This window comes from Mannheimia glucosida, from assembly GCF_046267875.1.
Classification (GTDB): domain Bacteria; phylum Pseudomonadota; class Gammaproteobacteria; order Enterobacterales; family Pasteurellaceae; genus Mannheimia; species Mannheimia glucosida.
In genome coordinates this window covers 884046-910690 of sequence record NZ_CP176502.1, presented here as the reverse complement: position 1 = coordinate 910690, position 26645 = coordinate 884046, and the positions used below count along the sequence as shown (strand labels likewise).

The 26645-nt window shown below is 42.2% G+C and carries 24 protein-coding genes; 8 read left to right on the top strand and 16 right to left on the bottom strand.

What is annotated here, in order from left to right; genetic code table 11:
• Position 1: 1 nt before the first annotated feature.
• Positions 2 to 421 (bottom strand): D-ribose pyranase, encoded by a 420-nt coding sequence (rbsD, locus tag ACJ7Z2_RS04525; protein WP_126301702.1) that lies wholly within the window; start codon positions 419 to 421, stop codon positions 2 to 4.
• Between the two features lie 229 nt (positions 422 to 650).
• Here rbsD and ACJ7Z2_RS04520 point away from each other — a divergent pair, with 229 nt between their 5' ends.
• Complete coding sequence (locus ACJ7Z2_RS04520) at positions 651 to 911, top strand: YfhL family 4Fe-4S dicluster ferredoxin (protein ID WP_006249318.1); 261 nt, start codon at positions 651 to 653, stop codon at positions 909 to 911.
• A gap of 30 nt (positions 912 to 941) precedes the next feature.
• On the opposite strand, the gene ACJ7Z2_RS04515 is transcribed toward ACJ7Z2_RS04520, so the two are convergent.
• Together ACJ7Z2_RS04515 and ACJ7Z2_RS04510 are read right to left on the bottom strand one after the other, a co-directional pair.
• On the bottom strand, positions 942 to 1832 hold the full coding sequence (locus ACJ7Z2_RS04515; protein WP_409500924.1) for a folate-binding protein: 891 nt from the start codon (positions 1830 to 1832) through the stop codon (positions 942 to 944).
• Positions 1833 to 1840: 8 nt separating this feature from the next.
• Positions 1841 to 2704, bottom strand: a complete 864-nt coding sequence (locus ACJ7Z2_RS04510; protein ID WP_409500923.1) for a YicC/YloC family endoribonuclease — start codon at positions 2702 to 2704, stop codon at positions 1841 to 1843.
• A 279-nt stretch (positions 2705 to 2983) separates the two neighbouring features.
• Here ACJ7Z2_RS04510 and rph point away from each other — a divergent pair, with 279 nt between their 5' ends.
• On the top strand, positions 2984 to 3700 hold the full coding sequence (gene rph / locus ACJ7Z2_RS04505; RefSeq protein ID WP_409500922.1) for a ribonuclease PH: 717 nt from the start codon (positions 2984 to 2986) through the stop codon (positions 3698 to 3700).
• Between the two features lie 222 nt (positions 3701 to 3922).
• Complete coding sequence (locus ACJ7Z2_RS04500) at positions 3923 to 6223, top strand: TonB-dependent receptor (protein WP_409500921.1); 2301 nt, start codon at positions 3923 to 3925, stop codon at positions 6221 to 6223.
• A 77-nt stretch (positions 6224 to 6300) separates the two neighbouring features.
• On the opposite strand, the gene ACJ7Z2_RS04495 is transcribed toward ACJ7Z2_RS04500, so the two are convergent.
• The 7 genes from ACJ7Z2_RS04495 to ACJ7Z2_RS04465 form a co-directional block, all read right to left on the bottom strand.
• A complete protein-coding gene (locus ACJ7Z2_RS04495) occupies positions 6301 to 7002 on the bottom strand; it encodes a lactate utilization protein C (protein ID WP_126301697.1) in 702 nt (233 codons plus the stop codon).
• Positions 7003 to 7006: 4 nt separating this feature from the next.
• Positions 7007 to 8416, bottom strand: coding sequence for a LutB/LldF family L-lactate oxidation iron-sulfur protein (locus ACJ7Z2_RS04490; RefSeq protein ID WP_409500920.1), 1410 nt, complete (start codon positions 8414 to 8416; stop codon positions 7007 to 7009).
• A 1-nt stretch (position 8417) separates the two neighbouring features.
• A complete protein-coding gene (locus ACJ7Z2_RS04485; RefSeq protein ID WP_409500919.1) occupies positions 8418 to 9149 on the bottom strand; it encodes a (Fe-S)-binding protein in 732 nt (243 codons plus the stop codon).
• Positions 9150 to 9293: 144 nt separating this feature from the next.
• On the bottom strand, positions 9294 to 10898 hold the full coding sequence (locus ACJ7Z2_RS04480) for an L-lactate permease (RefSeq protein ID WP_409500918.1): 1605 nt from the start codon (positions 10896 to 10898) through the stop codon (positions 9294 to 9296).
• 286 nt (positions 10899 to 11184) lie between these two features.
• Positions 11185 to 12276, bottom strand: coding sequence for a redox-regulated ATPase YchF (gene ychF, locus ACJ7Z2_RS04475; protein ID WP_409500917.1), 1092 nt, complete (start codon positions 12274 to 12276; stop codon positions 11185 to 11187).
• A 187-nt stretch (positions 12277 to 12463) separates the two neighbouring features.
• Positions 12464 to 13051: an aminoacyl-tRNA hydrolase gene (gene pth, locus ACJ7Z2_RS04470; protein ID WP_409500916.1), complete on the bottom strand. Its 588-nt coding sequence runs from the start codon at positions 13049 to 13051 to the stop codon at positions 12464 to 12466.
• Between the two features lie 87 nt (positions 13052 to 13138).
• Positions 13139 to 14014 (bottom strand): D-alanyl-D-alanine carboxypeptidase family protein, encoded by an 876-nt coding sequence (locus ACJ7Z2_RS04465; RefSeq protein ID WP_126302715.1) that lies wholly within the window; start codon positions 14012 to 14014, stop codon positions 13139 to 13141.
• Between the two features lie 221 nt (positions 14015 to 14235).
• On the opposite strand from ACJ7Z2_RS04465, the gene prfC reads away from it, so the two are divergent.
• Positions 14236 to 15816 (top strand): peptide chain release factor 3, encoded by a 1581-nt coding sequence (gene prfC / locus ACJ7Z2_RS04460; RefSeq protein ID WP_409500915.1) that lies wholly within the window; start codon positions 14236 to 14238, stop codon positions 15814 to 15816.
• 118 nt (positions 15817 to 15934) lie between these two features.
• On the opposite strand, the gene ACJ7Z2_RS04455 is transcribed toward prfC, so the two are convergent.
• From ACJ7Z2_RS04455 to ACJ7Z2_RS04445, 3 genes are read right to left on the bottom strand one after another with little or no spacing between them, the layout of a single operon-like run.
• Entirely contained in the window at positions 15935 to 16591 is a 657-nt protein-coding gene (locus ACJ7Z2_RS04455) for a DUF799 domain-containing protein (protein WP_154704753.1), read from the bottom strand.
• Positions 16592 to 16602: 11 nt separating this feature from the next.
• Positions 16603 to 16950, bottom strand: coding sequence for a DUF4810 domain-containing protein (locus ACJ7Z2_RS04450; RefSeq protein ID WP_126301692.1), 348 nt, complete (start codon positions 16948 to 16950; stop codon positions 16603 to 16605).
• A 9-nt stretch (positions 16951 to 16959) separates the two neighbouring features.
• Entirely contained in the window at positions 16960 to 17628 is a 669-nt protein-coding gene (locus tag ACJ7Z2_RS04445; protein WP_409500914.1) for a CsgG/HfaB family protein, read from the bottom strand.
• A gap of 227 nt (positions 17629 to 17855) precedes the next feature.
• On the opposite strand from ACJ7Z2_RS04445, the gene ACJ7Z2_RS04440 reads away from it, so the two are divergent.
• The 4 genes from ACJ7Z2_RS04440 (at position 17856) to ACJ7Z2_RS04425 (ending at position 22785) form a co-directional block, all read left to right on the top strand.
• Positions 17856 to 19430: an ABC transporter substrate-binding protein gene (locus tag ACJ7Z2_RS04440; protein WP_409500913.1), complete on the top strand. Its 1575-nt coding sequence runs from the start codon at positions 17856 to 17858 to the stop codon at positions 19428 to 19430.
• Positions 19431 to 19648: 218 nt separating this feature from the next.
• Positions 19649 to 20581 carry an ABC transporter permease gene (locus ACJ7Z2_RS04435; RefSeq protein ID WP_409500912.1) on the top strand — a complete coding sequence of 311 codons (933 nt, stop codon included), beginning with the start codon at positions 19649 to 19651 and terminating at the stop codon, positions 20579 to 20581.
• A 9-nt stretch (positions 20582 to 20590) separates the two neighbouring features.
• Positions 20591 to 21373, top strand: a complete 783-nt coding sequence (locus ACJ7Z2_RS04430; protein ID WP_409500911.1) for an ABC transporter permease — start codon at positions 20591 to 20593, stop codon at positions 21371 to 21373.
• The gene (locus tag ACJ7Z2_RS04425; protein WP_409501106.1) at positions 21370 to 22785 is read left to right on the top strand and encodes an ABC transporter ATP-binding protein; all 1416 of its coding nucleotides are present in this window, start codon (positions 21370 to 21372) and stop codon (positions 22783 to 22785) included. Before ACJ7Z2_RS04430 ends, ACJ7Z2_RS04425 begins: the two co-directional genes overlap by 4 nt.
• Positions 22786 to 22888: 103 nt before the next feature.
• Here the strand turns inward: ACJ7Z2_RS04425 and rlmB are convergent, their stop codons facing one another.
• The 3 genes from rlmB to ACJ7Z2_RS04410 all read right to left on the bottom strand — a co-directional run bounded on the left by rlmB (position 22889) and on the right by ACJ7Z2_RS04410 (position 26599).
• Positions 22889 to 23629 carry a 23S rRNA (guanosine(2251)-2'-O)-methyltransferase RlmB gene (rlmB, locus tag ACJ7Z2_RS04420; protein WP_409500910.1) on the bottom strand — a complete coding sequence of 247 codons (741 nt, stop codon included), beginning with the start codon at positions 23627 to 23629 and terminating at the stop codon, positions 22889 to 22891.
• A 54-nt stretch (positions 23630 to 23683) separates the two neighbouring features.
• A complete protein-coding gene (pssA, locus tag ACJ7Z2_RS04415; protein ID WP_409501105.1) occupies positions 23684 to 25051 on the bottom strand; it encodes a CDP-diacylglycerol--serine O-phosphatidyltransferase in 1368 nt (455 codons plus the stop codon).
• 69 nt (positions 25052 to 25120) lie between these two features.
• Complete coding sequence (locus ACJ7Z2_RS04410) at positions 25121 to 26599, bottom strand: tannase/feruloyl esterase family alpha/beta hydrolase (RefSeq protein WP_409500909.1); 1479 nt, start codon at positions 26597 to 26599, stop codon at positions 25121 to 25123.
• Positions 26600 to 26645: the final 46 nt, after the last annotated feature.

Genomic DNA, 26645 nt, shown 5'->3' with positions numbered 1-26645 from the left:
CTTAAAACGGTACACCCGAATATAAAATAATATTGGCATACGGCGAACATTCGCCCGAACGTACAACTGCTTTACTGTAATGTGTCTGCTCTTTAAAGATTTCGTGGTTCACATAATCAATTTGAATTTTATTTTGTTGGGTTTGTTCTAATTGGGTTAAACGCTCCAAAAGAGCCGCTAGCACTTGCGGATTTTTCTGTTTAATTTCTTCAGCAAGTAGCACTCGTTCAACAAACAGCTCACTGACGACCACATCAAATGTTTGCAAAAAGCTCGGCACACCGGCGGTTAAAGCCAAGTCGATACGCTCTATTGCATTTGGAATCGGCAAACCGGCATCGCAAACGGTCAAACTATCGGTATGCCCGAGTGTCGCAATGCTGTGTGAAAGTTGTGCATTCAGATTTAGCGTTTTTTTCATACTAACTCCTTTATTTTTGCTCCATCACGCTGGAAAATACTCCATCGAAACGTTTCGATGAAATCATAAAAAATTTTCTTAACCGGATAAACAAGCAAATTGCAAAAATGTGAAGTAGTTCAAATTATTTTGCTTTATAATAGGCAACATTTAGTGACAAGCGGTAAGATTTGCAAATTTTTTTGCAAAATCGACCGCTTGTTTAATTTTTATTTTCTCAATACAAACTATGGCTTTATTAATTACCCACAAATGTACCAACTGTGATATGTGCTTACCGGAATGCCCGAACGAGGCGATTTCGGTGGGCGATGATATTTATATCATCGATCCGGTGTTATGTACCGAATGTGTCGGGCATTATGAAAAGCCAACTTGCCAGAAAGTTTGCCCGATTACCAACTGCATTATCAAAGATCCTGATAATATCGAAACCGAAGAGCAGTTGTGGGAACGTTTTGTAATGATTCATCACCCTGATCAGATATAAAAAACGGTCATACTCTGATGACCGTTCGTTTTACTCATTTTCTGCCAAACTATAAGGCAACTCGACCATTTCCAACGCTACGCCATTGGCTCTGAACTTCGTTTCAGGTTCGATATCTTTATTCAACACTATTTGCACCCACAGGGTGTTTTCGTCAGTGGCACTCGCCAGCACAGTGCCGGTTGCCCGCCAATTTTCGCCCAGTTGCATTTCAATTGCAGAAGCAACTTCCGGTAAGCTCACTTCACCTTCAACTTTGCCGGCAAGGGTAAATAAAGCACGTTTATTCGCTCCACGATATTTCGCCCTCGCTACCGTTTCTTGCCCAATATAGCAACCTTTGGTGAATGAAATCGCAGATTCAAGTGCCTGTAAATTAGTTGCCTGTGGAATCAGCTCAAACTGGTTTTGTTGCAAGAGAACAGGAATGCCGTCTTGAATATCCATTAATGTCCAGAGCTGTTCATCGGCAGTCGTTTCAAGCTCTTCGCCCCAAACAATGGCCCGAGGCTGTCCTGTGGTTAAACGCAAAGCGGTCATATTTTCGCTTAATTTTGCAAATGCTGCTTCACCTGCCATACCATAAAGTGGGGTGTCTAATTCCGTGAAGGTCACTTTTGAAAAAACCGCATATTTTTTAAGTTGCGTCAGGGCTTCAGGCAATAAGCTGCGGTGAATGATCGCCATAAATTTCTCATTTTCTGCACGATACAAACGCAGTAACGCACTCATTTTGCCTTTCGGATCACAATGGCTGGTTAGCGTATGTTCGCCCACCGAAATTTTTGCCACATCGCAGGTTAATTGCCCTTGAAGATATTTCTCAGCATCTACCCCTGCGATTTCAATTAAACAATACTGAGAAAGCGGCACGCAGAGATTTGGATAGCTCTGGCTCACTTGCTTGAAATTCATTGCCATAATCTGTCCTATTCTAAATTCTGAATTTGTTCACGCATCTGTTCGATCAACACTTTCAGCTCCACCGCCGAATTGGTCACGTCCGCATTAATCGATTTTGAAGCGAGCGTGTTGGATTCACGGTTTAGTTCTTGCATCATAAAATCCAGTTTACGCCCAACCGCACCGCCTTTTTTCAGGATATTAGTGGTTTCTTTCACGTGTAATTGCAAGCGGTCTAATTCCTCCGCCACATCAACACGTTGGGCAAGTAACACCATTTCTTGTTCTAAGCGTTGTGGATCAAGCTGTACATTCAGCTCATCAAACCGTTGTTGTAAACGATCTTTCTGCCATTGCAGAATTTCCGGCATTTGGGCTTGCACTTTTGCGGCCTCAACTGAAATTGCCTCTAAACGTTGCAAGATCAGGGCTTGCACGTTCTCGCCCTCTCTAGCTCGCATTGCGATAAAATCTGCCAGAATTTGCTCAAAGCCGGCTAATAAATCTTGGGCAATTTGGTCTAAATCTTGGCTTTCATTATCCACCACACCCGGGAAACGTAGCACATCCACAAGGTTGATCTCGCCTTCATTTGCGGTTTCTTTTAACCATTTTAGTGATTGCACCACCTGCGTGGCGTATTCTTTATTTAACGCAATTTCACTGTTTTGGGTCTTGCTTAAATCAATGCGTAAGCTACACTCTACTTTGCCTCTTGTTAGTGCAGAACGTAAACGTTCACGCAAGGTCATTTCTAGGTTGCGAAACTGCTCCGGCAAACGAAAATAGGTTTCTAAAAAGCGTTGATTCACCGAGCGGATTTCCCACACCGCATTGCCCCACTCTTTTTTCATTTCTAAATGGGCAAATGCTGTCATACTATAAATCATTGGTATTCCTTATATTTTTATAAGTAAAGCTCTCTCCCCTTGAGGGAGAGAGACCGAAAAATATTTCGTTCAGAAATATTTTTCAGAGAGAGGGGGAATTTGTAAAATTTGAGATAAAAATAACCGCTTCCCCCTCTCCCTGATTTTTCTTCTGAACGAAGAAAAATCCGTCCCTCTCCCACAAGGGGCGAGGGCTATGTAAATTCTTTGCTAAAGAAAAATCACATTTTACTGTGTTCTTTGCTAAAATGGTAAAAATTTTAGCAAAAGGAAAAGAAAATGCGTCCAAATAATCGAGCAAACAACCAAGTTAGAGAAATTAAAATTACCCGTAATTACACCCGCTATGCCGAAGGCTCGGTGTTAATTGAGTTTGGCGAAACCAAAGTATTGTGTAACGCTACGGTAGAAGAAAGCGTACCACGTTTTTTAAAAGGTCAGCAACAAGGTTGGGTAACAGCAGAATATGGAATGTTGCCACGAGCTACCCACTCTCGCACTCAGCGTGAAGCGGCAAAAGGTAAACAAGGCGGACGCACAATGGAAATCCAACGCTTGATTGCCCGTTCTCTGCGTGCGGTGGTGGATTTAAAAGCCTTAGGCGAACGTACCGTTACCGTAGATTGTGATGTTATTCAAGCCGATGGCGGCACTCGTACCGCCTCAATTACCGGTGCGTGCGTAGCATTGTACGATGCAATGAATAAATTAGTGGCTGATGGAACACTGAAAAATAACCCAATGAAAGGTTTAGTAGCGGCAATTTCTGTCGGTATTGTATCAGGCGAAGCCGTGTGCGATTTAGAATATGTGGAAGATTCCAACGCTGAAACTGATATGAACGTGGTGATGGTCGAAGATGGTCGTTTAGTGGAAGTACAAGGCACGGCAGAAGGCGAACCGTTCTCGCACGAAGAATTACTGACATTGCTAGATTTAGCGAAGCAAGGCATTAGCCAGCTAGTTGAAGCTCAACGTAAAGCGTTAGCTGAATAATTCACTTCTCTTTTTGATTTTCTTTTTAAATAAAATCTACATCTGACAAAACAGAATAACCGTTCTGATTCAGTGTAGATTTTTTTATTTCCCTTTTCAAAATACACTCAATCATAAAATAACAATTATTTTTTTATGGAAATATTGCACTTCTTACAAAATATCTGTAAATTTCATTGCCATTATTTTTTTATGGCTATTTATTCTAGAAGGACTCTAAACGTGTTAAAGAAAAATTATCTCACTGTATCAATTCTCCTTGCCATTAGTGGAGTAGGCTACGCTAATGAAATCTCTTTAGAGACTATTACTGTTGATGGAAATACGCCTTCAACCAAAGGGAAATTACTAGGTGGTGAACTAAATAGCAATGAATCTGTTGTTGATGAAAAAAAATTAAAACAAGGTAGTATTACATTAGGTAACGCTTTATCCGGTGAATTAGGCATTCATTCAAGCCAGTTCGGTGGCGGTGCAAGTACGCCAATTATTCGTGGGCAAGAGAGTAAGCGTGCAAAAATCTTACAAAATAATGGCGAAAACTTAGATATGTCGGGAATGTCTCCTGATCATGCTGTGACCGTAGATGCGCTACTTGCTAAACGTATTGAAATTTTACGTGGTCCAACCACTCTACTTTATAGTGCAGGTAATACGGCAGGTGTAATTAATGTAGTAGACAATAAAATTCCAACCGCCATTCCCGAAAAAGGCTATGAGGGGCAGTTTGGTATGCGTTTTGGCTCAGCCAGTAAAGAGCGTTTAACCTATGCAGGCTCAACCTTTGCCCTTGGAAATCATTTAGCCTTACGCGTACAGGGAATGTATAACAAAGCTTCCGAATACTATGCTCCGCACTTTACGATTGAAGGCAAACCTTACCACCGTGTGCCGGATAGCGATGTACAATCACAAACCGGCACAGTAGGTCTTTCTTGGATTGGAGAGCGAGGACATCTTGGTATTGCTTACACTGATCGCCGTGATAAATATGGATTAATTGGTCACACACACAAATACGATCACTATACTATTAGTATTATTCGCCAAGCCGTTATGTTTGCAAAAGGTTATTTACGTTTTTACCCGCACCTTGCAGAAGAAGGAGATATTGACTATAACAACCCTGGTATCCGTTTACTGCATACTCATATTCCGGGTGGCTCACATTATGGACAAGATACTCACGAGCACGGCAAACCTTGGATTGATATGCACTCCAAGCGGTATGATATTGATGGAAGTTTGCAAAATCCACTTCCTGGTTTTGAAGAAGCCAAAATATCAGCTAACTATGTAGATTACTATCATGATGAAAAAGATGGAAAAAGAGTTGAAAATTACTTCAAGAACAAAGGAAAAAATCTACGTTTCGAATTGGTTCACAAAGAGTGGAAAGGGCTAAAAGGAGCTATTGGTCTGCAATACACCAACCAATCTACCTCAGCACTTGCACTTGAAGCTTCACGAGCTGCAAAAGTATTTAATAAACAGCCTTTACTCAATAATCCAAAAACAAAATTATGGAGTCTCTTTGCGATTGAACGCCTTAATTTAGGTGACTTTACCTTTGAGTTAAGTGGGCGGGCAGAACGTCAAAAAATAGCAATGGATTATGATGTGAAATTAATTGATCGCTGGCTAGGCTTTAATACACCTATGCCAAACTTAGATCCACATAAAGATAAAGGTTATTCTTATAGCTTTGCAACCCATTGGTATTTCGCACCAAACCATAAGTTAACATTAAATGCTGCACATCAAGAACGTTTACCTAATGCTCAGGAACTCTATGCTCATGGTAAACACATTGCTTTAAATGCATTTGAGGCTGGCAATAAAAATCTAAAAAAAGAGCGTTCTAACCAAATAGAGCTAGCGTTAGCTTATGTTGGCGACAAATGGGATTATAAATTAAATCTATACCATACCCGTTATGGCAACTATATTTACCCATTAACCCTTAATGATAATCGTGGACCTAAATCTTTTACCGATGAATATAACCTAAAAGTGAATAGATATTATCAAGGCGAAGCTCGCTTTAGTGGGGCAGAAGGCGAAATTGGTTATCTATTTACACCAAATTATCGCTTAGCCGTATTCGGGGACTATGTGCGTGGAAAGTTAGTCAATTTACCTGATATTGCAATGAGTTACAACATTTGGACAGGTGAAGTTGACAAATGGGCTTCTCAGCCAGACATTTCAGCACCTCGGGTTCCACCACTACGTTTAGGAGCAAGATTTAATGCTGACTTCAACCTAAACTGGTCTGGAATGTTAGAATATTACCGAGTCTTTGCTCAGAAAAAAGTCTCGAAATACGAACAAGTTACCCCTGGCCATCATCAAGTAAACCTTGGCGTAACCTATAGTAATCATTTTAATCAAACAGAATACCAAGTATTCCTTAAAGTGGATAACTTGCTTAATCAGAAAATGTACCAACATGCCTCATATCTACCACATATTCCACAAATGGGTAGAAATGCAATGCTTGGAATGAATATCAGTTTTTAATTTGTAAATCTCTACAAAAATATAACCGCTTGTAAATTTCTATCTACAAGCGGTTACTTTCAGTGGATTTTTTGCAATTAGAGATCGTCAATTACCAAGTAAATTTTATTTACCGGTCCGTGAACGCCAACTACTTTGATCAACTCAATATCTGCAGTCGCCGATGGACCTGAGATGATATTCACACAAGATGGCATTCTTTCACCTTGTTGGGCTTTTTCGTGCAGAATTTGTGCAAGCTGTGCCACACGAGGTAACACTGTACTTTTGCGTAACACCACCACCGATTTTTCAGGCAGTAAGCTCACTGAACGCCCAAATTCTTTATCGGAAAACAGCACAATACCACCAGACTCTGCCAAGCCATATTCGCCGTAAACCACACCGATGTTAGCATTTCTGGCTTTTTCAAAGTTAGTTTCAGCTTGGTTGAAATCCCACACATAGCTGTCTTGGTATTTTGCTTGAATAGCTGCGGTAATCCCAAGATCTTTTAGGCGTTGATCGTTATTCACGATCACACTCGCCCCGCCATATTTTTCACAAATATCAATAATGGCTTGTGGTAAATCCGCCTCTTTTGCCTCTACTACATCTGCCATCATCACACGGGCAAAGTCAATAAACTCTTGGCAAAGTTGTGGTTGAGAGCGATCGGTTAAACGGGTAATCGCGTGGTTGTTTTCCAACACAGGCATTGGCTCAGGCACATTTTGGCGTGGTCTGCCCATACGCTGTGCCAATTTATTTAAGAAATTTTCACGATTTTGTAAATCCATTTTCTTATCCTCTGTTATTAAACCATTCACGGAAACTTTCGCCTTCGGCAGTCGGTAAATCACGGGCTTTCATCCACTCGCCTAACGCCCCAAAATTCACCGGTGCTTTGCCGTTTTTAATCAATTTGCTTGCCACTTTCGCCCCCACTTTCACTCCGACTTTCCAAAGGGTTGGGTGTGAGTTTGCAAAGTTAAAGCCGAAAATAGAAAGGCGTTCTGCCATTGGCGTTAAGCCTGCATCGGCAATTTTCTCACGGTGTTTTAAGATAAGCTGTGCCAATGGAATTTTCACCGGACAAACGCTGTTACAAGCTGTACAAAGTGAACAAGCATATGGCAGTTCTTTAAACTCTTCATAGCCACCGAGTAATGGCGAAATCACCGAACCAATCGGACCCGGATAAATTGAACCGTAGCCGTGACCACCAATTTGGCGATACGCCGGGCAAGTGTTCAAGCAAGCACCACAACGAATACAACGCAACACTTCTTGGAATTCGCTTTCTAAGATTTTAGAGCGGCCGTTATCGACAATGACCAAGTGGAACTCTTCCGGTCCATCGGTTTCGCCTTCAAGACGAGGGCCTGTCAGCCAAGTGTTGTAAGCAGTAAGTTTTGCCCCTACTGCACTGCGAGCCAACATTGTGATCAAGACATCAACCTCTTTAAAGGTTGGAGCGATACGTTCCATACCCATTACCGCAATATGCGTTTTCGGCACGGTTGTTGCCATACGCAGGTTGCCTTCGTTGGTAACCAAACAAACCGAACCGGTTTCTGGTACCGCAAAGTTACAGCCTGAAATACCGATATCTGCCTCTAAAAAATCTTCACGGATTTTTTGGCGGACGAATGCAGTCATCTCTTCCGGGGTTTCCGAACCTTGATAGCCTAGCACATCGTGCATTTCTTGGCGGATTCTGTGGCGGTCTTTATGGATTGCAGGTACAACAATATGAGAAGGCTTATCGCCCACAATTTGCAATAAATATTCGCCCAAATCGGTTTCAACCACTTTAATGCCTTCCGCTTCTAACACGTGGTTCATCCCAATCTCTTCGGTCACCATCGACTTCGATTTCACAATTTTCTTCGCATTTTTAGCCTTTGCCACTTTTTTGATATAATCGGTGGCTTCTTCGGCAGTCTCGGCAAAGAAAACGTGTCCGCCGTTTTGGGTCACTTTTTCGCTTAATTGGTAGAGATAAGCGTCTAAATTAGCTAAAACGTGGTTACGAATGGCTTTCGCATCATCACGCCACTCTTCCCAGTTACCCAGCTCATCCACCATACGCTGACGGTTTGCCCCAATGGTTTCTTGAGCCTTAACTAAGGCTTTACGCACAATCTCGTTGTTAACTTGCTGCTCAACACGTTGTTTAAATGGCAGGGTGTTAGTTTGTAAATAAGACATCTTATTTTCCTCCCTGCATTAACACTTCAGCAATGTGCATCACTTTGATTGGCTTGCCTTCACGGCTTAAACGACCACCAATGTTCATTAAGCAACTCACATCAGCCCCGATTAAATAATCCGGTTCATCAGAATCTATATTCGCGACTTTCTCTTTTACCATTTCACCGGAAATTTCCGCCATTTTGACCGAGAATGTACCACCAAAACCACAGCAAGTTTCTTGGTTTTTGATTGGTAATAACTCTAACCCTTTGACGTGTTGTAATAAGGTAATAGGCTCTTCTTTAATCCCCAGCTTACGGAACAAGCTACAAGAGGGGTGATAAACCGCTTTGCCCGGTAAATAAGCCCCAACATCTTTCACGCCTAGTTTATTCACAATAAAATCGGTTAAGTCATAGAAACGCTCAGCCACTTTCTTCGCACGTTCCACCCATTCTTTTTCGCCAAAGCGTTCAAAATGCTCTGGGTAGGTTTTAATGGCATACACACAAGAACCTGCCGGGGCAACAATCGGGAAATCATTAGCTTCAAAGGTTTCAACCAAGTTTTTCATACCTGCTAAAGCTTGCTTGGTATAACCACTGTTTATCGCAGGTTGTCCACAGCAACCTTGTTTTTCTAAGAAAGTGATTTTACAACCTAATTTTTCCAATAAAAGCACAGTATTTTTTGCTACCCCGGCTTTCATCACATCTGCAATGCAGGTAACGTAAAAATTAACGTTCATAAAGAACCCCCACAGTAAATATAAATAAGAATTAAACTCAAAAAAATGCCGTTCTAAGACGGCGAAAGGAAGAGGCGGATTTACAAAAAATTTGCTAAATCTCACCGCTTCCTTTCTAAATCAAGTAGGCTGATTATTAACTCATTATAGGTTATAGAACATAGGTACTATAAACAATGCCGAAATCGCAGCAATCACGCCATACACGAACATTGGCACGGCTGTTTTCTTAATAATATTGCCTTCTTGTTTCTCAATGCCGGTAACAGAACACACAGCCACGATGTTGTTAATACACACCATATTCCCCATTGCACCACCAACAGATTGTAAGGCAAGAATTAAGGTAACAGATAAACCAACTTGTTGTGCAGTTGCATATTGTACCGTACCGAAGGTTAAGTTAGATACCGTATTTGAGCCGGAGAAGAACGCACCGATTGCCCCTAAGAATGATGCAAATAATGTCCAAGATTGACCGGTAAATTCAGCAAAACTTCTACCGATAGTTTGCACCATTGACTCCGATCCACCAATTAACATCAATTTTACCATAATAATCGCACCTAAAAGTGCTAAGAATGGTTTTTTCACTTGTTTAAATGAAGTGCCAAAAATCTCTTGAGTATTTTTACCTGATACCGAGAAAATCGGTAAGCAAATTAATACGGTCACAACAAATGGAATCAACGCAGGAACATACAGTAATTTATAGCTAGTTGCTACATTCGTACCTAAAATATTTTTCAGTGCCAAAATTAAGCCTTGGCTAATTTCAAAGTTAGCGAAACCAAGCGAACTGACAATCCAAGCTGTTGCATCATTTAGCATTGCTTTTAATGGAAGTTGCTGAATACGGGTGATTACCAAAATGAAGATCAGTAACCCTGTTGGTAATAATGCTTTTGCCACTTCACCAAAGGTCGCTTTATCGCCGTCAAGGTGGTTCTCGCTTTTCGCTAAACCAATACCCATATTTGCTACCCAGACTGACACCAATAAACCAATCGCCCCGGCAACTAATGATGGGAATTCGTAGTTAAATTGAGCAATAATGAAGTAAGGAATGACACAGGCAAAAATGCTGATATAAATAAACACAATATTTTGACGAATTTCTTTCCAGCTCACAATTAAACGCAATGCCATAACCGGAATAATAAACGCAGCAATAGAGTGGATCAGTGCAGTAATCGAACCAATTTCAAGCACTTGTGCATCAGTTAGTAAACCATCTTTTAATAATGGTCCCATACCAAACCAAGTTGGTGTGCCAACCGCACCAAATGACACCGGCACAGAGTTCATTACTAAGGCTAACATTGCCACTTGTAACGGTTTAAAGCCTAAACCAACCAGAATTGGAGCTGCAATTGCCGCCGGCGTACCGAAACCTGATGCGCCCTCAATCATAAATGCAAATGCCCAACCGATAATCATCAACTGTGCCACCGGATTCGGGTTAATTGTCCCTAACCATTTACGCATAGTGTTGGTTGCACCTGAAACTTCAGAGAAACGGTTAAATAAAATCGCCCCGAAAATAACGGTAATTGGGGTTAATACATCACCTAAACCGGCAATAATATTGGCAAAGATTAACGTGGTATCATTACCAAAATAGGTAAGCTGAAGCACAAAAATTAATAGCGCCGTAAGTGGTAAAGCCACATAAGACGGTAACGCGTTACGTTTTACCATTAAATAAATGAGCAAAACAATTGGAAATACGCTCAGGAATAGAGCCATACTGCACCTCTTTATATGATTATAAAATGACCTAACTGGTCGGATAGGTGCGAATTGTACTCTTAAAAAAAACTAATGTAACTAGGTTGTTACAATTTTGTGATCTAACTCGCATTTTTAATGATTGTATGGTTAAAAAAGAGCCATATTTATTTTCATTTAATACTTAATAGTTAGCCCTATTTAAGACATTCTTACCGAATCGAGCAATATGCAATTAATTAACAAAAAAGACCGCTTGCAGATCAGATCAACAAGCGGTCTTTTTTAGGCAAAAATTTGCAAATTAAACATTGAAACGGAAGTGCATTACATCGCCGTCTTGAACAATATAATCTTTACCTTCCAAACGCCATTTACCCGCTTCTTTTGCACCGGCTTCACCTTTATTGTCGATGAAGTCTTGGTAAGCAATTACTTCCGCACGAATAAAGCCTTTCTCAAAGTCAGTGTGAATCACGGCTGCTGCTTTTGGAGCGGTTGCACCTACCGAAACCGTCCACGCACGCACTTCTTTTACCCCTGCGGTAAAGTAGGTTTGTAAGTTAAGTAAACGGTAGCCTGCACGAATAACACGGTTTAAGCCCGGCTCTTCAATGCCTAAATCTTGTAGAAATTCCACTTTTTCTTCGTCATCAAGCTCGGCAATTTCCGATTCAATCGCTGCACACACCGGTACAACCACCGCCCCTTCTTTTTCGGCAATTTCACGCACACGGTCAAGATAAGGGTTATTTTCAAAACCGTCTTCGTTCACGTTGGCAATATACATTGTCGGTTTTAAAGTTAAGAAGTTGTAGCCCTTAATAGCGTGCAGTTCATCCTTATCTAAATCTACCGAACGAATCATACCGGCATTTTCAAGCACAGGTAGGATTTTTTCCATAATCGATAATTCAAATTTTGCGTCTTTATCGCCACCTTTAGCACGTTTTTGTAAACGCTGAATAGCACGTTCGCAACTGTCTAAATCGGCAAGAGCCAATTCGGTATTGATGATTTCAATATCATCGGCTGGGTCAATTTTCCCTGCAACGTGAACAATGTCATCATTTTCAAAACAACGTACAACGTGACCAATCGCATCAGTTTCACGAATATTGGCTAAGAATTTATTACCCAACCCCTCACCTTTGCTCGCACCTGCCACTAAGCCGGCAATATCCACAAATTCCATTGTCGTTGGAAGCACACGCTCAGGTTCCACAATTTCCGCCAACGCATCTAAGCGAGGGTCGGGCATTGGCACCACACCGGTGTTTGGTTCAATCGTACAGAACGGATAGTTTGCCGCCTCAATACCTGCTTTAGTTAATGCATTGAAAAGAGTCGATTTACCGACATTCGGTAAACCCACAATACCACATTTAAATCCCATTTTTTGTTCCTTAGAATATCCCCTCTCCCCTTGTGGGAGAGGGACAAATTTGAGCTTCGTTCAGAAGCGAAAATGAGGGAGAGGGCGAAATTGCAATAATTTCCTCAAATATGACCGCTTCCCTATCTCTGAAAAATACTTCTGGACGAAGTATTTTTCGGTCTCTCTCCCACAAGGGGAGAGAGTTTTAATTTGCTTTAAAACTATTTAAACGGTTAGTTGCCTTAACCATTCCGTCTTTAAATAAAACTTCTACGCAACGTGCGGCTTCATCAACGGTTGCATTGATTAGCTCTTTTTCTTGCGGAGCAGGCTTACCTAACACATAGCCTGCTACCATATCTTTATGCCCCGGGTGTCCGATGCCGATTCTAACACGGTAAAACTCTTTATTATTGCCAAGGGCGGCAATAATATCTTTCAAACCGTTATGCCCACCGTGTCCGCCGCCTTTTTTCAATTTTACCGAACCGGGTGGTAAATCCAATTCATCGTGAGCGACTAAAATTTCTTCCGGTTTAATTCGATAAAAATTGGCTAACGCCCCCACCGCTTTACCACTTAAGTTCATAAAAGTGGTCGGCACTAATAAACGGACTTCGCCTTGAACTGTATTAATTTTTGCTACTTTGCCAAAATATTTCGGTTCTTCTTTTAGACTGACGTTATAGATTCTGGCTAGTTCATTCACCAGCCACTCGCCGGCATTATGGCGGGTTTCTTCATATTTCGCTCCGGGGTTTGCAAGCCCGACAATTAATTTAATTTCTGACACAAGATGCCTATCAATGTTAAATAATCAATGTTGAATAAATCGCAATATTTTAGAGAAAAACCTTGATCTTCTCAAGGTTAATCGCCACTAGCCATCATATCTAAACGGATTGGCTTTACACTGATATTTCGCCAACATCGTCTCGGTAAAATCAACACGGTCTGCCGAACTGCTGTTATTTAAGCTCACCACCCCTATGCGTTTTCCGTTGCAGTTTTGTTGGGTAATAAAGGCTAAATTATAACCTGCCTCACGAGTGTAGCCGGTTTTGCTCACCATTGCAGGATAACTCTGCTCTCTCACCATTTTGTTGGTGTTCTTCATCGAAAAATATTGACCACCGGCATACACGCTCACCATTGGGGAATTAGATAATTGTTGAATTTCCGGCTTGCTTGCCGCATAACCTGCCAGTTTAGCCAAATCCACTACGGTTGAAACATTGTCTGAAGATAAGCCTGAACTATCGCCAAAGTAGGTTTGAGTCATACCGATTTCACGGGCTTTGCTATTCATTCGAGCCAAAAACTGGGCTTTGTTTAAATGCGTTGCGTGTGCCAGAGCGTGTGCAGCATAGTTATCGGAACGTACTAACATCGCTTTTAACAATTCACTACAGGCAATGTTAAGATTTTTCGGCAATGGGCTAGTCGTGCCTTTTAAGAAATCAGCATCTGACGGCAAAATTTGGGTTTGGCAACTCGCCCCGTAGCGGTTTTCTTCTAAGAAAACGACTGCCGTCATTAATTTTGTGACTGAAGCAATTGGGCGAACTAAATTGAAATTCTTACCTTCCAAAAATTTCTTTTGGTTTAAGTCAAACACCACATAAGCGGAATTTTCGGTTGGAATATAAGCAGCAGTTGCTTTAATCCGTGGTGTGCTTTTCCTTTTTGCCGGCTGGGAGGAACAGGCGCTTAACACCAGAGCCGCAATCATAACAGGAATAAATTTTTTCATCATAATAGATTCATCGATAATAAAGTCAAAGTTGGTTATTCTACCCTGTTTCCAAGATTGTGCCAAAGCAAGCGGTCGATTTTTACAAAATTTTTGCAAATCTAGCCGATTTTGCAAAATTTCCGCCAAATTTAACCGCTTGCCCTCTCGCCTCAAATCAGCGAAAATAACACTTAATTTTTTGGCGGACTTTCCGCCCTTTTTATTTTAATTGGTTGAGAAAAATGTCATACCCACAAGAAGTCAATAAACGTCGCACCTTTGCGATTATTTCCCACCCCGATGCGGGTAAAACCACCATTACCGAAAAAGTATTGCTCTACGGAAATGCAATCCAAACTGCCGGCTCGGTAAAAGGCAAAGGTTCGGCACAACACGCTAAATCCGACTGGATGGAGATGGAAAAACAACGTGGAATTTCGATTACCACCTCCGTGATGCAGTTCCCGTACAATGATTGCTTGGTAAACTTACTCGATACACCGGGGCACGAAGACTTCTCGGAAGATACTTATCGTACTTTGACTGCGGTAGATAGCTGCTTAATGGTTATCGACTCGGCAAAAGGGGTTGAGGAACGCACCATTAAATTAATGGAAGTGACCCGCTTGCGTGATACGCCAATCCTAACCTTTATGAACAAGCTAGACCGTGATATTCGTGACCCGATGGAGCTGTTAGATGAAGTGGAAAGCGTGCTGAAAATCAAATGTGCGCCTATCACTTGGCCGATTGGTTGCGGAAAATTATTTAAAGGGGTATATCATCTCTACAAGGACGAAACCTACTTATACCAAACCGGGCAGGGGCATACCATTCAAGAAGTACGAGTGGTTAAAGGCTTAAATAATCCGGAGCTGGATCAAGCGGTTGGCGATGATTTAGCCCAGCAGTTGCGTGATGAATTGGAATTAGTGCAAGGTGCTTCACACGAGTTCGATCACGCCGAATTTATCAAAGGCGAGCTGACACCGGTTTTCTTTGGTACTGCATTGGGTAACTTCGGGGTTAATCACTTCCTTGACGGTTTAACCGAATGGGCACCGGCACCACAAGCCCGCCAATCGGACGAACGTGAAGTTTCACCAAGCGAGGAAAAATTCAGCGGTTTCGTGTTTAAAATTCAAGCAAACATGGATCCGAAACACCGCGATCGGGTTGCCTTTATGCGTGTCGTTTCAGGTAAATATGAGAAAGGAATGAAGCTTAAACACGTCCGGATCGGCAAAGATGTAGTGATTTCTGATGCATTAACCTTTATGGCGGGCGATCGTTCACACGCCGAAGAAGCCTACGCCGGCGATATTATCGGCTTGCACAATCACGGCACGATCCAAATTGGCGACACTTTCACCCAAGGCGAAAATTTCAAATTTACCGGTATTCCGAACTTCGCCCCTGAGCTGTTCCGCCGAATCCGCCTGCGTGATCCGCTCAAACAGAAACAGCTACTCAAAGGCTTGGTACAGCTTTCCGAAGAAGGGGCAGTGCAAGTGTTCCGCCCGTTAATCAATAACGATTTAATCGTAGGTGCAGTTGGGGTATTACAGTTTGACGTGGTGGTTTCACGGCTGAAAACCGAATACGGTGTAGAGGCAATTTACGAAACCGTAAACGTTGCCACAGCCCGTTGGGTCGAATGCAAAGACGCCAAAAAATTTGAAGAGTTCAAACGCAAAAACGAGGCAAACCTTGCCCTAGATGGCGGCGATAATCTCACCTACATCGCCCCGACAATGGTGAACTTAAACCTCGCTCAAGAGCGTTATCCTGACGTACAGTTCTTTAAAACCAGAGAGCACTAAAACCAATAGGGGCGAGAAATCTTTCGCCCCTACAAATAAAGCACAAGCGGTCAATTTTCTGTAAAATTTTGCAGAAAATTGACCATTATCTTTTCAAATAAGAAGTATAAAATTTATCTTACTTCTTATCACTTAGATTATAACTTGGATGACGTGGACCAACCAATAACCCACCATTTTTACCTAAATGGACTAAGTTACTCATTGCGAATGCAGACACTTCATAACCTTTATCTTTCGAAGTATCAATCACTTGGTTTACAACTGCTTTAACTAAAGCAACTAAAGCACCATCATTACTGTTAGTTGAACCTTTGCTATGTGACCCGGTTCCTTCCCATAAGGTTTTCCCTGTTTTCAAATCGACTAATTTTCCTTCAAGAGAAACTTTCGTGACACTATCGAAGACCTGATAGCTTGTGCCATATTCATTCACATTCAAATAAAGGATACTATCGGCTCCAAAAATATCGTGAATCTTTTTAGTACTTGCACTACGAATAGCCGCACCATCTATTAAACCATTCTGTTTAAAAGTTTCATCAACTAAAGCAACTGGATAAACATAATACCCTTTTTCTGCTAATTGATAAGAAGCTCGAGCAAGCACACTAGTATCTGCTTTTGCATCAACAGAATTATTCACAGGCATAACCACTAAAATAGATTTAGGTTTACTCTCTTTCAACGCTGTATAATCATACTCTGGTACTTTTTTGCCCGCACAACCAGCAAGTAAAATCATACCGGTTAGAGCAACTAATAATTTTTTCATCATTCTTTCCCTTATTTTTTACGCTGTAAAAATTGGATAAATTGAGTACTTTCAGGATAAAGCGATTGCTCCTGCTGAAATGCAGCTTTTGCCTCGCCAGATTTACCTTGCTTTAATAAGGCCAAACCTAAATGCCCGTATACTCCTGGAGCCACTGGCTTATTTAGCTCTTTTGCTTGTGAAATAATTTGATTTAAAGATTGCTCCTGTTTAGCAAAATCACCCGGTTCATTATAGTGGCTATATACCACATCAGAATAATTGCCCCAATGGTATAAATCCGTATTCTTTTGTTGACCTGCACAGGCTGCAAGTAATAGAACGCCTGTAGCGATACCAATTAATTTAATGATTTTCATAGAACCTCTCTATTTTGAAGGTGCCCAGCGACCTGACTCAATTCCATTAACTAAATTATTAACTGCTTCACGAATAGCTAAATCTAACACTTTGCCATTTAATGTTGAGTCATAGCCTGCAGTACCGCCAAATCCTAATACTTCTCTATTAGATAAATTGTATTCTCCAGCACCTTGAGCAGAAAAAACAACTTCTGAAGTACTTACATTAACTACATTTAGCATCACTTTCGCATAAGCGACTTGCTCTTTCCCTCTTCCTAAAATACCGAATAATTGATGATCACCGACAGTTTTACGTCCGAATTCTGTTACATTACCGGTAATCACATAAGTAGCTCCTTTTAAATTCTGTTTTTTACCTTTAATTTTTGCCTCAGCAGCGATCTCACTCATATTAGTACGATCTAATACTGAAAAACGCCCCGTTTGTTGCAAATGAGAGACTAAAATTGTTTTCGATTGGCTTGCTAGTTGATCTTCCCCATCAGAGAAAATTCCATTTTGGAAACTTGATGTATTATCAAATTTACCTACAGATATCGGTGATTTAATGCCTTGATAAGAAGATGCAGTCTGAGCTGCATTTGTCTCAGTAGGAGCAATAACACGAGAATTTTCAGAAGCACAGCCAGCTAAACCAGCGATACAAATACACAATGTGATAATTTTTTTCATAGAAGACCTCATTGATAATAATAATTTAAGTAAAACTGTTTACAGTTTACGCCTTACCCATAGAGAAAACAACCCAAAAACAATCTGTAACGAATGTAATTTATCTCACTATTTGCCGATTAAACCACCATTTAAAAATACTTCACTAAAAAACTCTACTTTTTTTATGGAAATATGCTAAAGTTCGCCAATATTCATAGCCCTGATTTTTTTATGGAGAAAATAAAATGAAAAAATGGTTGATTCCATTAACTGTCGCAGCGTTCTGTGTTTCTGCTTGCGATGATAAAAACAGCACTCAAGCAACCGAAGAAAAACCGCAAGTAGAGAATACTCAATCGCAAAAAAATGCGGAAATATTACCGCTTGCAACCGTGGTTGCTCCGTGGGAAATCAATAGCCTTGACCCGAACCAATCAGGCGTGATTTTCCAGCGTATGAACTTAGCGGAAACCTTGGTCGAAGCCGATCTTAACGGGAATTTAATTCCGGCATTAGCCACTGACTGGAGCAGTAACGAAGAGGGAACAATCTGGCGTTTTACCTTGCGTGATGGGGTGAAATTCCATAACAATCAACCACTTACTGCACAAGCGGTGGTAAATAGTTTGAATATCGCAAAAAGCAAACCGGGTGTGTTAGCAAAAGCCTTTATCAAGGAAATTCGAGCGGTAGATAACAAAGTAGAAATTGAGCTAACTAAAGCTTTCGTGCCGTTTCCTTCCTTTTTAACCCACTACACCGCCTTAATTTTGGCTCCGGAAAGCTATAATGAAAAAGGCGAAGTGACCCAAATCATCGGTACAGGTGCGTTTAAACCCACAAAAATTGAAGCTCCGCAGAAATTGGAAGCTGCACAGTTTGAGGGCTATTGGGGCAAAAAACCGCAAGTTCAGCAAGCCAATTATTTAGCCAGCAGCCGCAGTGAAACCCGTATGTTAATGGCACAAAGCGAGCCGTCATCACTGGTATTTAATTTAGATACCGCCAGCGTGGCAAGACTGAAAGCCGATCCTAACCTGCAATTAACCAGCGGATCGATTGCCCGTACTATTCAATTAAAAATGGACGTGGCAAAGCCGTTTTTTAACGACTTAGCGATTCGCCAAGCCTTATCGCAAGCGATTAATCGCAAGGCGATTGCTGAGCAGGTTTTAAAAATTGAGAACGGAGCTGCCGATCAAATTTTACCGAAAGCCTTTGCCGACTGGCGTGTTGATACCGTAGAACAAGCGATCGATATTGCAAAAATTAAACAAAATCTGACCGCTTCCGGCTATACCTTTGATGAACAAGGTCGCTTAACCAAAGATGGCAAACCGTTTAGCTTTACGATGCGAACCTTCTCAGATCGTCCTGAATTGCCGGTGATCGCCACTATCTTACAAGCTCAATGGAAACAAATTGGCGTGGAAGTGAATGTTTCGGTGGGTAATTTCAGCGAAATTCCGGCGGGGCATCAAGATGGCAGCTTAGAAATGGCTCTTTATGCCTTAAATTATGGTAAAACCTTAGATCCGTATGGCGTAATTGCCTCCGACTTCGCCAACGGTGGCAGTGATTGGGGGGTAATGAATTGGCAAAATGCTGAGGTGGATAATGCCGTCAAATCACTCGAAACCGAACGTGACCCACAAAAAGCGAAAGCATTAAAGCAAACGGTCAGCAAAATTATTTACGATGAGTTGCCAATCATTCCGGTGGTTTACTACCAACAAAATGTGGTGGCACATAAAGAAGTGAAAAATGTGACGCTAGATCCATTTGAAAGACGCTTCTTTTTGGAGTTATTGAGTAAGTAGTTTAATTCAAAATACTCCTCGCTTTAGAAAAGGGAGGGTAAGATTTTTCAGTAGTAATTTGCGATCTTAGGTGAATAAATAGTGACAGAATTATCGTTGTTTCTCATTTTCCACCTATTTTCTCCGCTTATTTCTTCTGCCAAATCTCCCCTTCCCCTCTTTGCTAAAGAGGGGGAGCAGATCGCATAAAATCATCTTTTAATAAATGAAATAACACAATGCACAAAATTCTCTTCCGCCGTCTTATCCAAATCCTGCTGGTGATTTGGTCGGTTGGCACACTCACATTTATCCTCACCCGCCAACTTTCGGGTGATATGGCGTATCGTATTGCAGCCAGCCGTTATGGTTATGACCAAGCAGATAGTGCCGCTGCTGAAGCAGTGCGTGCCGAGCTTGCATTAGATCAACCTTGGTGGCAAAACTACTTCAGCTGGCTAAGTGACTTGGCTCAATTTAATTTAGGCAAATCATTGGTAACAGGCGATTCCGTCTGGGCTGAAATTCAGCACCAATTCGGGCATACCTTAAGTCTTGCGATTGTCGCCCTTATTTTAGCAATTTTGATCGGCCCTCCGCTTGGTTTGTTAGCTGCTCGTAAACCAAACGGCTTTTTTGACCGCTTGACACTGGTGTTTAGTACCCTGTTTCGTTCCGTGCCGGCATTTATTATTGCGATTGGCTTGATTACGCTGTTTTCCGCTCAACTAAAATGGCTACCTGCCGGCGGTTACGGCAGTTGGCAACATTTTATCTTGCCTGCCTTAACGCTTGCGATTGGCTTGAGTGCGGTTTCGGTACGAGTCACCCGTTCTGCAATGGTTCAGGTAAAAGGCTCAGAATTTTACCAATTTTCACAATTAAAAGGCTTAAGCCGTTGGCATACCTTTTTGCGTCACGGATTGCCGAATATTGCCGTGCCGGTCATTGCCTACCACGCCGTGCAATTAGTTTATTTAATTGAAGGGGTTGTGGTGGTTGAAAGCCTATTCGCTTGGCCGGGCAGCGGGCACGCATTGGTTCACGCCATTATTGCCCGTGATGTGCCAATGATTCAAGGTACAACGCTCGTGATGGGCGGATTGTTTGTTGTATTAAACACCATTGCCGATCTATTAAGTGCTTGGATTGACCCACGAATTAAGCGATAGGACATCAAGATGAAAATTTCAATTTCACAATATTTAGGCGGCACAATTCTCCTCGTAATGTTGGGATTTGCCTTTTTACAGCCTTATTTTTACCCAATGGATATTGGCTTTCAAGATTTAACCAATATCCTTTCCAATCCAAATGAAATCGCTTGGTTCGGCACCGATCATCTCGGGCGGGATATGCTTGCCCGCCTTGCCTCCGCCATTCGCCTTTCCTTTGGTTTATCGCTATTTAGCGTGATTTGTGCCTTAATTGCCGGCTTAATTACCGGCATTATTGCGGGCTTTTTCGGCGGCTGGATTGACCGCATTTTCAGCTTTATTTGTGATCTAGTGATGGCACTCCCCGGCTTACTTTTAGTATTGCTCTTTGCCGCCCTTTCTCCCGGCTCATTTTGGACGCTCTATTTAGGAATTTCATTGGTAATGTGGGTGGAATTTTTCCGTGTGATCCGCTCTATCAGCTCAACAATGGTAAATAGCTCGGAAATTCAAGCTTCACGCCTAATGGGAATGGGCTGGCTTTATAGCTTCAAACGCCACTTATTGCCCCGCTTATTACCGATGATTGCCACTTTATCGGCATTCTCACTCGGCAATGCGATTTTAGCTCTCGCTACACTTGGCTTTGTCAGCGTAGGGCTTCGTCCGCCTACAGCAGAGCTTGGCTTAATGATGACTGAATTATTCCCTTACTATTACCAAGCCCCGATTATCTTTTTACAACCGGTGGTTGCCGTTTTCTTAATGGTACTCAGCCTACAATTATTATCAGGGAGAGTGAAATAATGTTACTGGAAATTCAAAATGTCAGCGTCCAAACTCAAGATGGTACAATACTGGTTCAGCCTATTTCACTTTCATTGCAACAAGGCAAAAACATCACAATTTTAGGCGAAACCGGCTCAGGCAAAAGCCTGTTAATTCAAGCCATTATGGGAGCTTTACCTGAAGGCTTAACTGCAAGCGGTCAATTTTTTGTGGAAACTTGCAAAATCGATTTTAATCAACAAACTGAAATTGAAAAATTGTGGGGTAAAACCTTGGTAATGCTGCCACAAGAGCCTCGCCGCTCGCTTAATCCGATTATGGCAATCGGCAAGCAGTTGTGGGAAAGTTTTCACTATGTGGCAGGCAAACCGTCACCTCAAGCCAAAACGGAAAGCCAAGCCTATTTAGCCAAACTTGGGTTGGGCGAATCGGTTGAAAACTACCCACACCAGCTTTCCGGTGGAATGGCTCAACGTGCCTCTTTTGCGATTGCAACGGCGGCGGGTGGAAAAATTTTACTTGCCGATGAGCCAACCAAAGGGCTTGACCCAACCAGTAAAGGCAAAGTGATTGAGCTGTTAAAATCCGCCTACCAAAACGGGGGCGGCTTGCTCACCATTACCCACGATATTGAAGTTGCCGAGCAGCTTGGTGGCTACATTTTGGTAATGAAAAAAGGCGAATTGTTGGAACAAGGCGAGGCGGAAGCACTATTAAGCAATCCACAACACGCTTATACCAAAGCCTTAATTGCGGCTGATCCAAAACATTGGCAACCCTTGCAAGATTTGCAAAATTTAAGCCAAAAACAACCGCTTGTGTCGATCAAAAATTTGAGTATTGCCCGTGGCAAAAAAACGTTGTTCAGCAACCTTTCCTTTGATTTACACAAAGGCGAAGTGCTTGGGATTGTCGGGCATAGTGGGATTGGCAAAAGCTCGCTTGCCGATGTACTTTGTGGCTTGCTTAAGCCGAAATCGGGCGAGGTTGTGTGGCACAGCCACAGCCATAAAAAACACCAAGTGCTGAAGCTTTACCAAGATCCACCGGAAGCCTTTGCTCCGAATGTCAGCCTAAAAACCCTGCTTGATGATGTGATTAACAAGCACCGATTAGATCGACTGCCGATTCCAAGTTTACTGCAACAACTTTCGCTCAACCTGGAAATTTTGCAACGCAATGCGGAAAATGTCTCCGGCGGCGAGCTACAACGAGTAGCAATTTTGCGAGCCTTATTGCTCGATCCTGTGCTACTCTTTGCCGATGAAGTAACTTCTCGACTTGATCCAATCACACAGCAAGAAACGATTGAATTGCTGATCAACCAATGCCGAGCGAGAAATTGCAGCCTGATTTTGGTCAGCCACGATCCTTATCTAATTGAAAAATCGTGCGATAAGGTGATTAATTTGGAAGAGTATGTAGGGTAACAAGCGGTTCAATTTCTGAGATTTTTTGCATCTCTACAAACAAAAATGCGAAGACACTATTTTGTTACATTAGTTCTTCGCATTTTTCCTTACTTATTCTTTATTATAGAGCCAGTTTCTGCCGCACAATTTCAAACAAACAAACCCCAGTTGCAACCGAAACATTCAAGGAAGAGACCGAGCCTGCCATTGGAATGCTGATAAGCTGGTCGCAATGCTCACGGGTAAGGCGGCGCATTCCGTCACCCTCTGCCCCCATCACTAACGCAATCGAGCCGGTTAATTTTGCCTCATAAATGCCGGATTCTGATTCCCCTGCCGTGCCGACAATCCAAACATTATGCCGTTCTTGTAAATCTCGCATTGTGCGAGCCAAATTGGTGACTCGAATCAGTGGCATCACTTCCGCTGCCCCACAGGCGACTTTGCGAGCGGTTGGTGTAAGCTGAGCAGATTTATCTTTCGGCACAATAACCGCATCAACCCCTGCCGCATCAGCGGTACGCAAACAAGCCCCTAGGTTGTGAGGGTCGGTCACGCCATCTAAAATCAACAAGAGTGGATTTTTCTTTTGGCTTAAGATCGCCTCTAAATCGTGTTCATTCAGCTCTTTTTGTGGCACGACTCTGGCAATAATCCCTTGATGCACTTCACCTTGCGATTTGTTATCTAAGGTTTGGCGGTTCACTTGTTGAATTGCCACCCCTAAACGTTGTAATTCATTTAATAGTGGCATTAAGCGTTTATCTTCACGCCCTTTTAGCACCAGCACTTCAATTAAACGCTCAGGTGCATTATCCAAAAAGGCTTTCACTGCGTGAATGCCATAAATTTGTTCGCTCATATTTTATCCTTAATAATTGGGCGAACCCATCAGCTCGCCCATATAAATACTTAACTAAAGCAACATCTTCACAATTTTATCCAACTTAACCCTGCCGAATTTTTTCAGCAATTTACGCACATTTTCAGGGTAATCGGTTAAAACTTCCAAATCACTGTAGTGAGTTAAAATCTGCGTATGTTGGCAAATTTGGTTTAACTCCGTTTCTGCTTTTTCACTTAATTGATGTTGAGGATCGGAAATTAAAATTGCATTTTCGGCATCTAACCGCCACGCTCTTGGGTTAAGGTTATTGCCGGTCAGCAAAATATAGCGGTTATCCACCCAAACCCCTTTTAAGTGGTAGCTATTTTCGCCATCTTTCCATAAGCGAATGGTTAACTGTTTATTTTGCACATAGCCGTCCAACCGTTTTGCAAAGGCTCGTAAGTTCTTTTCATACAAATAAGGCAGAGCCGATGCCATCGTGAATTTTTCGTCCGGCTTGGTGTAGAAATCGTTAGCGGTTTTATCCCCCACAATAATTTCAACCGATTTGCCGTTTGCCAATAGCCATTCAATACGGGTTCTCAGAGAATGCGGAAAATTAAAATACGGAGTGCAAATCGTTAATTTCTGCTCAGTTTGATAAAACAACGCTTCAATCACTTTATTTAACTGATTCTTACGTCGCCCTAAGCCTACTAAAGGAGAAACCGCTAAGCGACCATTTTCAGCAACACCGTTAAATAAATACGCTTCCCGACTTAATTGTTTGCGGAAATGCTTAATTTGCGCACGAATTTCAGCCGTTTTCGGGCGATTTTCCGTATCTAAACGTTTTACCGCTTCATTGGTTAAAATATGCTGTTGAATAAATGCCACCCAGCTATCGGCAAGAGCTTTATTTTCAATGACGTGGTAACGGTCATAACGGTAGCGTTCAAATTGATGCAAATACACATTATTAATGCTTGCTCCGCTATACAGAATCGTATCGTCAAATACGAAGCCTTTCAAATGCAACACACCAAACACTTCTCGTCCGTTAATCGGCACACCGTAAAAGGCAATCTCTTGCCCTGCCGGTAAACCTTGTTCGTGTTTAACTCTTGCATACCAGTCGGCGTTAGATAAATTCTCTGCCTCACCAATACGCCCACGTTGGGCTCGGTGCCAATCAACCAAAATGTTAATTTCCAGTTCAGGATTATTTCGCTTCGCTTGATGTAAAGCAGCTAATACTTCCTGCCCGGCTTCATCTTTTTCAAAGTAAAGAGCGGTTATATAAATACGCTTTTTTGCCGTTTGAATCAGCTGTAAAATTTGTTGTTTAAACGCTTTGCTCGAGGCGAGAAACTGAACCTGCTCTGCCGATTGTGGTAAGTATGGCAGGTTTTTCAATAGGTATTCAGCTTTACGTTGTTTGTTCAAAATTAACATCATTGATTCCAAAATTTTCAATCGTTGCCCGCTATTTTACACTGAAATCGCCAATAAAGCGATTTTAGCTTAACGGCATTGATAGCTGGTCAAACGATTAGGATCTTCGCCGGTTTGATAAATTGCGACTTTCGGATAAGCACAAAGCGGGATCTGCTTGGCTTTATTAGGGTAAAGCTCACCGGCTTTGGCGGCAATACTTTCCGGCTCCAGTCCTTTCTCAACCCAATTTTCAAGGGCAGTGAGCATATCAAAATCATTCACTGTAGCCCCTCGCCCACAGTGGTTCATTGCCGGCACGAAAAACAATTTTGCAAAATGTTGCGGATTTTCGACCGCTTGTTGTAGGCTTTGATACCAATTTTTGAGATCAACTGCCGAAAAAATCGGGTCTGAAACGCCTTGATAAATCAGCATTTTGCCACCGTTCTGCTTAAAAGCGGATAAATCAACTTGATCTGCATCGTGAATGCTCCCTACCGCTTTCACTTGTTCGCTGGCTAGCTCCAAATCTACACTGAGTGGATCACGGCTCGGCACTCTGGGGGCTAAATAGTAATGGGTCAAACTTTTCAATCCCATTTTAAAGCTAATGCTGTTGGGCTGAGCAGTTTGGCTATCACCTAATTTCCAATCCCGCCAGCCTTTAGCGTTAATGCCGGAATCATACGCCCAAGGGCTATAAATCAGCTCGCCTCGACTGTTTTTCGCCCCCTCGAAAATCGTTTTGATTAAAGCGACTTTTTTCTGCCCCAGTTGCTTTGCCACCATTTCCGGCTGGAAATCACACTGTTCCCACGCATTAATTAAACCATCTGCTAAGCCGTCTAACTTATCGCAACGTGTTAATACGCCATTGGCAATCACATCTAAATCTTGTTGAGTGAGGGCTTGGGATAAAATTTTGTCGCCTTCACCATTCTTCGGAGCAACTGCCAACAAAGCTCGATTATCCCATACTTCCGCCAAGACTGAACGGGAAACCCGAAAGCCGGGGCTGCCTGCAATCACACCGTCAAATTCCTGTGGATAACGCATTGCCGCCATCATCGCCTCACGACCACCATTCGAGCAGCCCATAATGTAATTGTGCTTGCTCGGTTTTCGGTAAAATTCGGCAATCAACTGCTTGGCAACCGTGGTCACTTTGCCGATAGAGGCATAGGCATAATTTGAGCGAGCTTCGGGATCTGCGGTAAACACTAAATCTCGAGTGGCGTGACCACTGTCGTTACTCACTACTGCATAGCCTCTGTTTAAGCCATTTGCACCACTCGCTCCGTGTGGATAGAGCTTACCGATAGCAGGGAAAATCACCCCACCTACACCGCCCGCTCCCTGAAATAAAAATTTTTCATTCCATTGTTCGGGCAAACGTAGCTCAAATTGAATACCATAAGGGACATTATCTACCCCCACCCGTTTTTCAATTTCACCTTGTACTAAGCAGTAAGCTGGCAATTCAGCAGATTTTTCCACCCATTCGGCTTTATAAATAGCGGTTTTTTCCAACGAGGTGGATTTTAACACTGCACATTGCTCAGCCATAGAATTAGCCAAAGCAGTGTGAGAAAAAACGGAGAGAAAAATAAAA

Excerpts from the sequence above, each read along its gene's own strand:
- ACJ7Z2_RS04495 (WP_126301697.1), bottom strand. The coding sequence starts at position 7,002 with ATGGATTTACAAAATCGTGAAAATTTCTTAAATAAATTGGCACAGCGT.
- ACJ7Z2_RS04445 (WP_409500914.1), bottom strand. The coding sequence starts at position 17,628 with ATGAAAAAAATTATCACATTGTGTATTTGTATCGCTGGTTTAGCTGGC.
- ACJ7Z2_RS04520 (WP_006249318.1), top strand. The coding sequence starts at position 651 with ATGGCTTTATTAATTACCCACAAATGTACCAACTGTGATATGTGCTTA.
- rbsD (WP_126301702.1), bottom strand. The coding sequence starts at position 421 with ATGAAAAAAACGCTAAATCTGAATGCACAACTTTCACACAGCATTGCG.
- ACJ7Z2_RS04435 (WP_409500912.1), top strand. The coding sequence starts at position 19,649 with ATGCACAAAATTCTCTTCCGCCGTCTTATCCAAATCCTGCTGGTGATT.
- ACJ7Z2_RS04430 (WP_409500911.1), top strand. The coding sequence starts at position 20,591 with ATGAAAATTTCAATTTCACAATATTTAGGCGGCACAATTCTCCTCGTA.
- pssA (WP_409501105.1), bottom strand. The coding sequence starts at position 25,051 with ATGTTAATTTTGAACAAACAACGTAAAGCTGAATACCTATTGAAAAAC.
- ACJ7Z2_RS04440 (WP_409500913.1), top strand. The coding sequence starts at position 17,856 with ATGAAAAAATGGTTGATTCCATTAACTGTCGCAGCGTTCTGTGTTTCT.
- rlmB (WP_409500910.1), bottom strand. The coding sequence starts at position 23,629 with ATGAGCGAACAAATTTATGGCATTCACGCAGTGAAAGCCTTTTTGGAT.
- prfC (WP_409500915.1), top strand. The coding sequence starts at position 14,236 with ATGTCATACCCACAAGAAGTCAATAAACGTCGCACCTTTGCGATTATT.
- ACJ7Z2_RS04490 (WP_409500920.1), bottom strand. The coding sequence starts at position 8,416 with ATGTCTTATTTACAAACTAACACCCTGCCATTTAAACAACGTGTTGAG.
- ACJ7Z2_RS04510 (WP_409500923.1), bottom strand. The coding sequence starts at position 2,704 with ATGATTTATAGTATGACAGCATTTGCCCATTTAGAAATGAAAAAAGAG.
- rph (WP_409500922.1), top strand. The coding sequence starts at position 2,984 with ATGCGTCCAAATAATCGAGCAAACAACCAAGTTAGAGAAATTAAAATT.
- ACJ7Z2_RS04480 (WP_409500918.1), bottom strand. The coding sequence starts at position 10,898 with ATGGCTCTATTCCTGAGCGTATTTCCAATTGTTTTGCTCATTTATTTA.
- ACJ7Z2_RS04485 (WP_409500919.1), bottom strand. The coding sequence starts at position 9,149 with ATGAACGTTAATTTTTACGTTACCTGCATTGCAGATGTGATGAAAGCC.
- ychF (WP_409500917.1), bottom strand. The coding sequence starts at position 12,276 with ATGGGATTTAAATGTGGTATTGTGGGTTTACCGAATGTCGGTAAATCG.
- ACJ7Z2_RS04450 (WP_126301692.1), bottom strand. The coding sequence starts at position 16,950 with ATGAAAATCATTAAATTAATTGGTATCGCTACAGGCGTTCTATTACTT.
- ACJ7Z2_RS04465 (WP_126302715.1), bottom strand. The coding sequence starts at position 14,014 with ATGATGAAAAAATTTATTCCTGTTATGATTGCGGCTCTGGTGTTAAGC.
- ACJ7Z2_RS04455 (WP_154704753.1), bottom strand. The coding sequence starts at position 16,591 with ATGAAAAAATTATTAGTTGCTCTAACCGGTATGATTTTACTTGCTGGT.
- ACJ7Z2_RS04515 (WP_409500924.1), bottom strand. The coding sequence starts at position 1,832 with ATGGCAATGAATTTCAAGCAAGTGAGCCAGAGCTATCCAAATCTCTGC.
- ACJ7Z2_RS04410 (WP_409500909.1), bottom strand. The coding sequence starts at position 26,599 with ATGGCTGAGCAATGTGCAGTGTTAAAATCCACCTCGTTGGAAAAAACC.